Annotated in this window: 11 protein-coding genes; all 11 read right to left on the reverse strand. The window is 52.5% G+C overall.

The window, feature by feature from the left end:
* Positions 1-2 precede the first annotated feature (2 nt).
* Positions 3-230, reverse strand: coding sequence for a hypothetical protein (locus DC345_RS09780; RefSeq protein WP_076287563.1), 228 nt, complete (start codon positions 228-230; stop codon positions 3-5).
* Positions 231-235: 5 nt separating this feature from the next.
* Complete coding sequence (gene hydA, locus DC345_RS09785; RefSeq protein ID WP_113052930.1) at positions 236-1,675, reverse strand: dihydropyrimidinase; 1,440 nt, start codon at positions 1,673-1,675, stop codon at positions 236-238.
* Positions 1,672-2,967, reverse strand: a complete 1,296-nt coding sequence (gene preA, locus DC345_RS09790) for an NAD-dependent dihydropyrimidine dehydrogenase subunit PreA (protein ID WP_113052931.1) — start codon at positions 2,965-2,967, stop codon at positions 1,672-1,674. The genes hydA and preA overlap by 4 nt, the downstream gene beginning before the upstream one ends.
* A 103-nt stretch (positions 2,968-3,070) precedes the next feature.
* On the reverse strand, positions 3,071-4,438 hold the full coding sequence (locus DC345_RS09795; RefSeq protein ID WP_113053333.1) for an NAD(P)-dependent oxidoreductase: 1,368 nt from the start codon (positions 4,436-4,438) through the stop codon (positions 3,071-3,073).
* Between the two features lie 60 nt (positions 4,439-4,498).
* A complete protein-coding gene (locus tag DC345_RS09800; RefSeq protein ID WP_113052932.1) occupies positions 4,499-5,380 on the reverse strand; it encodes a nitrilase-related carbon-nitrogen hydrolase in 882 nt (293 codons plus the stop codon).
* A 45-nt stretch (positions 5,381-5,425) separates the two neighbouring features.
* Positions 5,426-6,706, reverse strand: a complete 1,281-nt coding sequence (locus DC345_RS09805) for a M20 family metallo-hydrolase (RefSeq protein ID WP_113052933.1) — start codon at positions 6,704-6,706, stop codon at positions 5,426-5,428.
* 78 nt (positions 6,707-6,784) lie between these two features.
* Positions 6,785-8,158, reverse strand: a complete 1,374-nt coding sequence (locus DC345_RS09810; RefSeq protein WP_113052934.1) for an aspartate aminotransferase family protein — start codon at positions 8,156-8,158, stop codon at positions 6,785-6,787.
* Between the two features lie 164 nt (positions 8,159-8,322).
* Positions 8,323-9,387, reverse strand: coding sequence for an ABC transporter substrate-binding protein (locus tag DC345_RS09815; RefSeq protein ID WP_113052935.1), 1,065 nt, complete (start codon positions 9,385-9,387; stop codon positions 8,323-8,325).
* 99 nt (positions 9,388-9,486) lie between these two features.
* Complete coding sequence (locus DC345_RS09820) at positions 9,487-10,437, reverse strand: ABC transporter permease (protein ID WP_258530605.1); 951 nt, start codon at positions 10,435-10,437, stop codon at positions 9,487-9,489.
* Entirely contained in the window at positions 10,434-11,258 is an 825-nt protein-coding gene (locus DC345_RS09825; protein ID WP_309304323.1) for an ABC transporter permease, read from the reverse strand. The genes DC345_RS09820 and DC345_RS09825 overlap by 4 nt, the downstream gene beginning before the upstream one ends.
* Positions 11,227-12,042 carry an ABC transporter ATP-binding protein gene (locus DC345_RS09830; protein WP_258530606.1) on the reverse strand — a complete coding sequence of 272 codons (816 nt, stop codon included), beginning with the start codon at positions 12,040-12,042 and terminating at the stop codon, positions 11,227-11,229. The genes DC345_RS09825 and DC345_RS09830 overlap by 32 nt, the downstream gene beginning before the upstream one ends.
* Positions 12,043-12,278: the final 236 nt, after the last annotated feature.

Here is a 12,278-nt window from a genome sequence, read left to right on the forward strand (position 1 = left end):
TTCTACGCTCCTTTTTGCTCCTGAAGCTGCCTGATCAGGATATGACTGAACCACTTCCGCCCAGACGCCGTACCCACATATTGCTCCTGTTTTTCTCCGGGAAGGTCGGGGTGCCCCCACACGACATGAGCACCCTCCAGATGTTCCCGAACGGCATAAATGCGATAACCCTGCGCCACCATTCGTTCAATCGCTATCTTTTCCGCTTCAAATACTTCATGGTCAGACATCAGCTTCACCCTCCATTTACTGCCGTCACAGGCTGTCTTACAGGTAATGGTGCACCGGCATCATATTTATCACGCTTCACATACTGACCCGCGCCTGCCACTCCGGCAAACTGCCGATCCCGAATCACATATTCCCCGCGGCATAGCACCGTCACCGGACATCCCTGAACCTGCATGCCCTCAAAGGCGCTATAGTCCACATTCATATGGTGGGTAACTGCCGAAATCACCCTTGAGATCGACGGGTCAAAAATAACGATATCCGCATCCGTCCCCACTGCAAGGGTCCCTTTCTGCGGGAATAACCCAAATAACTTGCTTGCCCGTGTAGAGCATAAATCCACCCACTGATTTAGCGAAATCCGTCCCTTCATTACCCCTTCAGAATATAAAATGCTTAGCCGATCCTCAATGACAGGCCCGCCATTCGGGATTTTGCTGAAGTCATCCCGTCCCAGATCCTTCTGTCCCTTGAAGTTAAACGAACAATGATCCGAGCCAATCGTCTGCAATTGACCGCTCTTGAGTGCATTCCACAGCACTTCCTGATGGGGGGCTTCACGCAGCGGTGGCGACCAGACATACTTCGCACCTTCAAAATCCGGTTGATCCATCTTCGATTGATCCAGAGTTAAATACTGCGGACAGGTCTCGCCCCAGATTCGATAACCCATGTCTCGCATACGCGCAATCTGCTCCACGGCTTCAGCACAGGTGACGTGCACCACGTACAGCTGTGAATCGGCAAGTGCCGCCAAACGGGCCGCACGCCCTGTAGCCTCTCCTTCCAACATGGAAGGTCGGGTAAGTGCATGGTGGATCGGCTCGGTTCTACCATCAGCCAACGCCTGCCGGACCAGCAGATCAATAACATCGCCGTTCTCGGCATGTACCATGACGAGTGCGCCGTACTCCTTGGCCTTTTGCAGCGTCTGAAAGAGAATGCCGTCATCGGCCTGGAACTGATTTTTATATGCCATGAACACCTTGAAGGAAGAGACACCCTCTTCTTCTATGATCTGCGGCAGTTCTTCCAGCACCTGATCATTCATCTCGCCAATCATCAAATGAAACCCGTAATCAATAGCGGCTTTGCCCTCAGCTTTGGCATGCCATTCCTGAAGGGATTCCAGCAAAGGTCGGCCTTTTTGCGTCAAACAGAAATCAATGACCGTCGTTGTGCCGCCGAAGGCAGCAGCTGCGGTACCCGTTGCAAAATCATCCGCCGTCACCGTTCCACCGAACGGCATATCCAGATGCGTATGCGGATCAATCCCGCCAGGGATGACATAACAGCCAGACGCATCCACAACCTCCGTTCGTTCATCCGGCGCAAGTCCCATGCCAATCTGCACGATCTTGCCGTTTTCAATGCAGATATCCGCTTCAAATGTATCCGACGCTGTGACCAATATTCCATTACGAATCAATTTGCGGGTAGTCATGATATCGCCTCCTTGGTCGATTGATCTCTGGTCGATTGCAGCAGGGCAATCGCAGACTGACGGTCATTCCAGGTTAACGGTTCCTGTTCATGTGCGATCTCTACCATCTCAATTGCACCGTCCACCGGACAGACAATTGAGCACAGATTACATCCGACGCAATCTTCCTCAACGACCTCCAAATACGAGCCAGAGGGGTCAGACAACATATCAATACATTGATGCGAGGTGTCCTCGCAGGCGATATGACATTTGTTGCAGTTGATACAGACATCGCGGTTGATGCGGGCTACCACTTTATAATTCAGATCGAGATTGCCCCAATCCGAATAACGCGGAACCGTTTGGCCAATCAATTCAGATACACTTCGCAGACCTTTCTCATCCAAATAATCGTTCAAGCCATCGATCATGTCCTCCACGATACGGAAGCCATGATGCATGGCTGCGGTACATACCTGGACCCCCGTCGCGCCCATAAGTAAAAATTCTGCGGTATCCCGCCAATCGGATATGCCTCCGATACCGGAGATTGGCACACCAACTGCCGGATTGCGCGCACACTCGGCAACCATGTTCAGCGCAATCGGCTTCACAGCCGGACCGCAGTAGCCGCCATGTGCCCCTTTGCCACCTACATGCGGCACGGTATTCCAGGAATCGAGATCCACACCCGCCAGGGAGTTGATCGTATTAATCAGGGAAATCGCATCCGCACCGCCACGCACGGCCGCCAGGGCAGTCGCCGTAATATCGGTGATATTAGGCGTTAGTTTCACAATGACCGGCGTGGTCGCCACTTCCTTCACCCACATCGTCTGCAATTCGACCAGGTCCGGCTGCTGACCCGACGCAGCCCCCATGCCACGCTCGGCCATGCCGTGCGGACAACCAAAGTTCAGCTCCAGCCCGTCTACGCCGACAGCTTCAACTTTCTTCACAATCTCATGCCACTTCTCCCGTTTCGGTTCCACCATGAGTGAAGCAACCACTGCCCGATCCGGGAAACGCCTCTTGGTCTCGGCAATTTCCCGCAGATTCACCTCGAGCGGACGGTCGGATATTAACTCAATATTGTTAAAACCCGCGACGCGCTGCCCGCCAAAATGAACGGCTGCAAAACGCGAAGAGGTATTAATGATTGGCTCGCCCAACGTCTTCCAGACGGCACCACCCCAACCTGCTTCAAAGGCGCGCTGAACCTGGTATCCGGTATTGGTCGGCGGCGCCGAGGCCAGCCAGAATGGATTGGGTGATCGAATACCTGCCAGATTAATGGATAAGTCAGCCATAACGATCCCTCCTTGGTGTGGTTTGAATTCACAATGGTGTTTGTTTGGACTTTATACGTTATACAAGAGCCTCGCGTATTTACCGTCCAGAATTCTGCTTCCCTCACGCCGTCTCTTCCACCTGTCCAGGCAAAGCCTTCATCACCGATGCAGCCGCCAGTTTGCCTTGCTGAGCTGCGGAGACCACCATCGCTTCACCCTGCCCCTGTCCGAAGATAACATCGCCTGCCGCATAAATCTGCGGATGTGAAGTACGGTACGTATGTGCTTCCACTTCAACAACGCCCCAGTGATGACGCAGGCCAAATGCCTCTATTAATGGCAGCAAACGGTTCTGTCCAATGGCCCGAACAACGGTATCACATTCAAGCATGAACTCCGATCCCTCAACTGGCACAGGCAGTGCCCGACCACCTCCAGGTGGAGTAACCAGCTTCATTTTCACACACTCTATAGCTTGGACTCGCCCATTCTCGTCTCCAATAATGCGCTTCGGCATAGTGAACCAGCGAAATTCCACACCTTCCTGCTTCGCAAATGTATATTCAAAGGCATAAGCTGTCATCTGGCTCTCCCCGCGTCGATAAAGCATCTGCACACGCTCTGCCCCCAGGCGTACCGAACAGGTCGCTGCATCCACCGCCGTATTGCCTGCACCAATAATGGCTACCTTCAGACCGTTCAGTGCCGGGGGCACACCCTGCTTCGTGGATTCCACCAGCTCAATGGCATCATAGACACCTTCCAGCGTCTCTCCTTCAATGCCAAGCATCGGTACCGCCCCCATCCCGCAGGCCAGAATAACGGCTTCGTGCTGCTCCAATAACTCTTCAGCGGATACATCCACCCCAATACGCACACCGTAACGGATCTGCACACCCAGTGCCTGCACCTGCTCGACTTCCCACAAAGCTACCGATTCGGGCAAACGAAAGGACACGATACCATACGTGTTCAGCCCGCCGCCTTTCGCTTTGGCTTCATAGATCGTCACCTCATACCCTGCACGCCCCAACTCTCTCGCCGCAGACAATCCCGCTGGCCCTGCTCCTACAACTGCAACACTTCTTCCGTTGGCAGGCGCTGCCTTGAATAACGGTTCATTCTTTGTCCGTGCCCAGTCTGTTGCATATCGCTGCAAATCACCGATCCGAATCGGCTTGGATGACTCGTTCAGTACACAAGCGCCTTCACACAGTTCCTCTGTCGGGCAGACCCGTGCACAGCTAGCACCAACCGGGTTGGCTTCCATAATGGTCCGAGCCGAACCTTTGAGGTGACCCGTCGAGATTTTTTTGATAAACGAAGGAATATTAATGTCGGTTGGACACGCCTTGATACAGGGTGCATCATAACAGTACAGACAGCGGTTCGATTCCTCCATCGCTTCCTTGCCCGTCATTGCAGGCTTCATTTCGGTAAAACGACTCTCCCATCCGTAATCGGACAACGTTGCTCCTGCGCTGTTCATCATGTCTTACACCTCCAAGGTTGATCTCTGTTATCCCCAAATTTTCATTCCAGGCCACTGCTACAGGTTAACGAGATGTTCGTAGGTCTCAGGCCGTCGATCGCGGTAAAATTGCCACACATTGCGTACTTCCCGAATCAACTCCGTATCCATCTCGCCAATGATAACCTCATCCTGATCCCTGCTGCCCATGGCCACCATCCTGCCTCGCGGGTCCACCAGATACGACTGACCATAAAATTCACCCATATTCCATGGCGATTCCACTCCCACTCGGTTGATGGCAGCCACATAATAGCCATTAGCCACCGCATGAGCAGGCTGCTCCAGCTTCCACAAATATTCCGATGTTCCGGCTACCGTTGCAGAAGGGTTGAATACAATCTCCGCACCAGCCAGCCCAAGCAGCCGTGCTCCCTCCGGAAAATGACGATCATAACAGATATACACGCCCACTCTCGCGTAGGCTGTATCAAATACCGGGTACCCCAGGTTGCCGGGCCTGAAATAATATTTTTCCCAGAATCCATTCGTGCCTTCGCCCGCTTCCACATGAGGAATATGATGTTTGCGGTATTTCCCCAGGTAGGATCCATCTGCATCAATAACCGCAGCCGTATTGTAATACGAAGCGATTCCTTCTACCTCGTATACAGGCAAAATGATCACCACCCCAAGCTCCTTCGCGAGCTCCTGAAATCGCCCGGTCGTTGGCCCTTCCGGAACCTGCTCGGCAGATGCATACCACTTGGGACTTTGTTCCGTGCAGAAGTACGGCCCGTAGAACACCTCCTGCAATCCAATAATCTGTGCTCCCTGAGCAGCCGCTTCACGCACCAGCGCAATGTGTTTCTGAATAGCGGCCTCCTTATGCACTTCAACTGGGGCCGACCCCTCAACCTCGTGTGAAGCCTGAATCAATCCGATGCTGATTTTGCCCATAATGTCACATCGCCTCCTTCGGAAATGGTTTGATATGAACAGCCTTTACACGTCAGTCCCGTTACTCGAAATTTCCGGTATGCACATCTGCCTGATCGTGCGGTACAACACTTCTGTACCGAGAGCAATGTCCTCGGACGAAGAATACTCACTTGGATGATGGCTGATCCCATCCTTGCTGCGAACAAAGATCATGCCATAGTTACACACATAAGAAAGGGCCAGCGCATCATGGAACGGTCCACTCATCAACTCCGGTAATGGCAGGCCGATCTCTTCGGCAGACGAGCGAATGGCATTCTTGATTCGTTCTGCACAATATCGCGGCTCACTGTTGGTATCTTCGGTCAAGGAGTAGGTCAGGCCATATTTCGAGCTGACGTCATCCAAGAGGCTCATTAACCTTCCTTCAAGCCGATTTCTACGCTCCATCTCCATATCTCGCAAATCAACCGTAAAGCTGACCTCTTCGGGGATGATGTTGCGTGAGTCAGGGAAGACACGGAGGCTCCCCACGGTCCCTACTGTCGGAGCTTCCGGTTCTTCTCTGACCATATCGTCAAAAGCGGCAATGACTTTAGCGCTGCCCACCAGCGCATCATTACGCATCCCCATCGGTACAGAACCAGCATGCCCCGCCATGCCTTTCATCGTCACCGTGAGCCACAGCGGGCCCGAGATGCCAGTCACCAGGCCTACCGGAGAGTCCAGCGATTCCAGAACAGGTCCTTGCTCAATATGCAGCTCCAGATAACTGCCAATGGAACCTGCCGGATAGATCGCTTCGGCGAATTGTTCGGGTACACAACCAAAGGCCTCAAGCGCCTCCCGCCGAGTAACCCCATTTTTATCCTGGCGCTCTAATTCACCTTCTTCCAGTTGTCCGGTTATGCCGCGTGAGCCAAATAAACCTTTGTTAAAACGCGAACCCTCTTCATCGCAAAAGGCAATGACCTCTATGGGCATCCGAGGGCGAATGCCTTGTTCCATCAGACACTGCACAGCTTCCAGCGCACCAAGGACGCCGATGGCACCATCATACCGACCGCCATACGGCTGGGAATCAATATGTGAACCGATCATGAGGATCGGCAAGGACGAATCTGTACCTTCAAGGCGACCAATCAGATTGCCAAACGGATCAAGGCGAGTCATAAGTCCGGCCTCTTCCATCCACAGTCGAACCTGAATAATGCCCTCCATGTCTTCTTGAGTCAATGCGAGTCGGCAGACACCCGTCTCCACAATTCGGCCAATACGGGACAACTGTTCAATTCGCTCATCCAGACGCAGCTGATTGATGATTTTCCCGGTGGTGGTCTGCATCCTCCCTCGCCTCCTTACCCATATTTACAAGTACGATATAAATAGAGATCCCACTAGATTAGCGCCTCTCCTCCATCACTACCCAGCATCCAAACTACGGAGTGCAGTCAACAAACTGCCAGCGATCAGATCCAATTCTTCCTCGGTGGTGACAAACGGCGGAGAGATGGTCAAAATATTCGCAAATCCCGGTACCGTATCGCCGTTCTTGCCAATCAGAATGCCGTCCTTTTTGCAGCTTGCCAGCACTTTCATGACCTTATCCGCATGAGCAGGCGAACCATCGGCTTCAATCAGCTCCACCCCACAGGCGAAGCCAAATGTTCGGATATCTCCGACCACCGATAACTCCAGCAGCGGCTCCAGCTTATCCCGAAGCAGGTATCCAAGTTCATCGGCACGGCTAACCAGATTCTCTCGTTCCAGAATTTCGAGATTCGCCAGTGCCACGCGGCAGGATACAGGATTGCCCCCGAACGTATTCACATGACGAAAGTGTGAGTTGGTTCCGGGTTCTCTGAACGTTTCATACAGATCCGCTCGAACGGCAGTCGCCGATAATGGAGCGTACGCACTCGTCATGCCCTTTGCCATCGTGACGATATCGGGCTGCACGCCATAATTCTGATGACCGAATTTTTGCCCGGAGCGTCCAAATCCGCAGATGACCTCATCCACAATGAACAGCACCCCATAACGCTCACAAATCTCCTGCACGGTACGCATATACTCTGGAGGAGGGACAATCATGCCGCCCCCTGTAATGACCGGCTCCATAATAACCGCAGCTACCGTCTCCGGCCCTTCCCAGCGAATAACCTCTTCATAGATGGTGGCGCATTCCATTCCGCACCCATCCTTGTTTCGTCCAAATGGACAGCGGTAGCAATAAGGAGGCGGTACATGAGAGAAGCCTACACCCAGCGGCTCGTATTTGATTTTGCGGGCGGCTTGCCCCGTAGCGCCCAGTGCGCCCATGGAGTTACCGTGATAGGCACGGTGACGGGAGATGAATTTGTGCCGAGTAGGCTCACCATTCTGATGGTGATACTGACGGGCTATTTTGAAAGCCACCTCATTCGCATCTGAACCCGAGTTGGAGAAGAATATTCGATATTCCCCTTCCAACCAGTCATTCAGCTTCTCCGCAAGCAAAATCGCCGGTTCGTGACTCTGGGTCATGGGCACGTAAGCGAGTGCTTTCATCTGTTCGTAGGCACTTCTCGCAATCTCCTCACGGCCATGGCCCACATTCACACACCACAGTCCAGACATCGCATCCAGATAATGTGTACCATCCTGATCGGTGATCCAACTACCCTCCCCACTTACCGCAATCATCGGATGATCGTTATGAGGCGAGATGTGATGCCATACGTATTTGCGATCCTTCTCCAGCCATTCTTCCTTCGTACCACCAAGCGGCTGTGGCTGCTGATCAACTGAACTCATTCGTCATCCTCCTCTCCAAGCTGAACCTATGGACTTTACACTTGACCGCTCCGATTGCAGTACCATCTTCCGATGAAGCTTTCTTCCTGAAAGCTTTTAGGCGCACGCTTCGCTTCTTCAAATTGTTCTGAACTCTTTGTTCTTGTGTAAATGTTCGTCCACGCTTATTTCACCGCTTCTTCATAGATGCTTTTCTCCAGTGCTTCATCCAGATTGGCGGCTTTCTTGATCAAGCCATACTTCAGGGCAATATCCGCAGTTCGGGTAAACGATTCATCCACAAAACTGCCCACCTGTTTCTCAGTAAATCCTTCCGGGCGAATCAGCTTCGCAATCTCTTCAAGCATGGTCACCTGATGTTCGCGGGTCGTGCTGCCGTCCGTCACATTCTTCATCACGATATCCACCGTTTCATTCTGATTGTCGATGGCGTAGTTCCAGCCCTTCAGAACGGCACGGGTCACTTTCACCGCGAGCTCTTTATTACTGTCCACCCAATCCTTCTTGGCAATCAGCGTATCCTCCAGCATCCCAACACCGGCATCTTCAATATTGAACACATCCAGATCAGACTCTTTCGTTCCGCTTTCCAGTACCACGTGATATTCGTTATAGATCGTTGCCGTCGCCACATCTACCTGATCATTGAAAAACTGATCCATTGTGAATCCCTGCTTCACCAGTTCAATATCCTTCTTTGGATCAAGGCCGTTCTTCTCCATAAAAGCGAGAACCTGAAACTGCTGGCTACCGAACCATGTGCTCACTTTCTTGCCTTTCATCTGGGCCGGATCGGTAATACCTGCGGACTTCTTGGCAATCAATCGATAACTGCTCTTCTGCGAAATCTGGGCGAGGGAGACCAGCGGAAGACCGTTATCCCGACTGACCAGCAAACTGTCTACCCCAGTGATGCCCACATCGGCTGCGCCGTTGACCACCTGCTGTTCGATCACGATATCCGGGCCACCCGGAATAATCTCCGCATCAATACCTTCATCTGCAAAAAAACCTTTCTCTTTAGCCGCATATATCCCGGCGAACTGAGCCTGAGGCACCCATTTGAGCTGAATCTTCACTTTGGTTAAGGGCTGATCTGACCCTGCCGCTCCCTCCGAGATGTCAGCGGCAGGGGTGACGGACGGCTCTGATTTCGCAGAGCATGCTCCCAGCATCGCAACGACCAACAGTACCAACACCAGAAAACCCGGTTTTAACGTTTTGTACATATACAGAACAACCCCCTGTTTATATAAGGATTTTCAATCAGGTACTGTGAAGCCCTGCTTCACGAGTCAATCAATCTGTGGTTGGCACCTTGATGGGCTTTACGGATCGGTACGTGCATGATTCCACGGGATCAGCCGTTTCTCGGCCAGAACGACGGCCTCATACAACACAATACCGAGCACGGCAGCGATAACAATACAGGACCAGGCAAGTGGCATGTTTGCCAGTCGGATCTGATCCGAGAGCAAGTAACCCAGCCCCTGGGAGGCGATGAAAAATTCACCCACAATGGCGCCAATAATGCTGGTCGACATATTAATTTTCAGACCTGCGAAGAGGGAAGGCATTGCATGTGGCCAGCGCAGCTTCACGAAAACCTGCAACCTACTGGCGGCAAGACCACCCATCAGATCACTGTATTGCGGCTGAATCGAGGTCAAGCCCTTGAATAAACTGACAGCCATGGCAGCCATCGTAATTACAGCCACAACGGCAATTCGGGACCAGATACCATCCCCAAACCAGTTGTTCATAATCGGGGCCAGCGCAACAATCGGAACGGCGTTCAGTGCTGACATCACGGCAACCGCCGCCCTGCCGCTCGTCGGGAAAAAGGATGCACCCGCAGCGGCCAAGGCTCCCAGCAAGGAGCCGAGCAGAAAACCACCCAACATCTCGGTTCCGCTATACATCGCGTATCGGAAAAGCATCTCTGCGTTTTCCCTGATGGACGCTGCAATCGCTGACGGAACAGGCAATTGGTAACTTTCAAGCGAGAATAACTGATGGAACAATCGAAGCTGCCACAGGGTAAGAAATAAGGCTCCGGCAAGCCACGGCAGTAGGCGCAGTCCAATTGATCTTTTGCGAACACCACTACCCAGCCGCCTCTGTCCGGCTTGTCCCTGATGTCCATCGATATCCGTACTTGAAGGGGATGTCACCCTAACCGAATCCGCGATAGACTCCCCAATAGATACCGTACCTGAGACAGCTGCCGTCGCACCCTCCTCACCTTTGCGGCTTACCACCACACTTTCATTCATCATGCAGCACGCCCTCCCTTGCCCCTGAATTCGGGCTGCCATGGGGTTAGCCAGCGCTCAGCAAGGCTGATGGCAAGATACGAGATGAGTCCAATGCCAATGCTGAGCATGATGGTCGCCCAGAACATGCCAATTTGGGCACTGCCATAATACAAGGAACTGACCATCAGTACACCAAGTCCATCCGGGGCTCCCATTAGCTCCACCACAATGGAAGAGGTGACTGCAAGTGGAGCAGCTATTTTCATACCGGAAAACAGACCGGGCAGCGCTGAGGGCAGCAGACATTTGATATAACGCGCAGGCAGGGAAGCTCCACAGGAACGCATAAGCTCCAGATGCTCCGGTGCTGCACTTTTTAATCCTTTGAGTGTGTGGATGATAATCGGGAAGAACGTAACGTAAGCCGCCATTATAATTCGGGCCCACTCGGCGTTATGGATGATGCCATAGACAATGGGCGCAAGACCGATTACGGGCACCATCTGGGAAGAGATGACATACGGAGATAAGGTGCGTTCCACCCAAGCCGCCACACTCATGAGCAGGGCCAACAGCAGACCCAACACGGTCCCACCGGCAAAACCGATCGCTGCATTCCCAAACGTTACGGCCCCCTGTTCAGCCAATGTGCCTGAGTACCGAAACAGGGCTGCGAGAACCTCATGGAGATAAGGAAGACGGGATGCTGCTTGCTGGGGTGACATGAACAAGTGGAGAATCCAGGCGATACCTTCCCACAGGAGCAATACGGACAAAATCCAGATCACTACCCAGGAGCGAAAACCCAGCTTATTGGTGTGCAGGAACATGGATTGGATCACGCTCCTCATAGAAACAATTGCGGATGGTGGTCATCATGCGGTAAAAGGCTTCGGTTTCCCTCAGCTCTCGGTCCCGCTCAGCTGGCAGGTTGACGGAATGAATGGAGTGCACCTGACCAGGGTGTGCGGAGAGGACGATGATTCGATCAGATAGAAATACGGCTTCGGGGATACTGTGTGTAACAAAAAGGAATGTCTTGCCTGTAGATCGCTTAATATCAAGCAGCTCCAGCTGCAGCTTCTCCTTCGTGAATTCATCCAGTGCGGAAAAAGGTTCATCCATAAGCAGCAATGGCGGATCAAGCGCGAGTGCACGTGCAATGGAAACACGCTGCTGCATGCCCCCACTGAGCTGCCATGGATAATGGTCAGCAAAACGGGTCAGCCCGACCATTTCAAGCAGTTCACCACTCATGCGGCGGCACTCCTTCCGGCTTGTGCCGAGCAGTTCCAGTGGAAGCTCTACATTGTGGCGCACCGTGCGCCAATCAAACAGAGCTGGAGTCTGGAACACGATACCGAACTGGCGCTGCAACCGCGCCCGCTCCGGTTCTTCTCCGGCAACACGGATGCTGCCTGTCGTTGGTTGGAGCAAATCGGCTACGAGTCGCAGCAGGGTGGACTTGCCACACCCCGAGGGGCCAAGCAGAGAGACAAATTCATTGGAATGGATTTGAAATGAAACATCGGACAAAGCGGTAACTTGTTGTGCTCCACTGCCAAATACAACGGACACATGATTCAGTTCAATATGGCAGGTGTCGGGGACGATGATAGAGGACATAGGCATTCTCCTTTTCGCGGGAAGCTCGCAATCTTTTCACACCAAGGCTGAATGGAAGGTTTATATACACGAACGCAACAGGTTTTGCTTGTTAGGTAATACTATATATCTTTGGGCCGGAATTACATTATACAGACTGTTTTGAGTATGGGCCTGTTCATGTTACACAGTGTAAAATGATACCAATTCTCAGTCCTAAACATGTCAATGTCCTTGTATGTTATCTAACATCTGCT

It is taken from the genome of Paenibacillus taichungensis, from assembly GCF_003287275.1.
In the GTDB taxonomy this organism is placed as follows: domain Bacteria; phylum Bacillota; class Bacilli; order Paenibacillales; family Paenibacillaceae; genus Paenibacillus; species Paenibacillus taichungensis_A.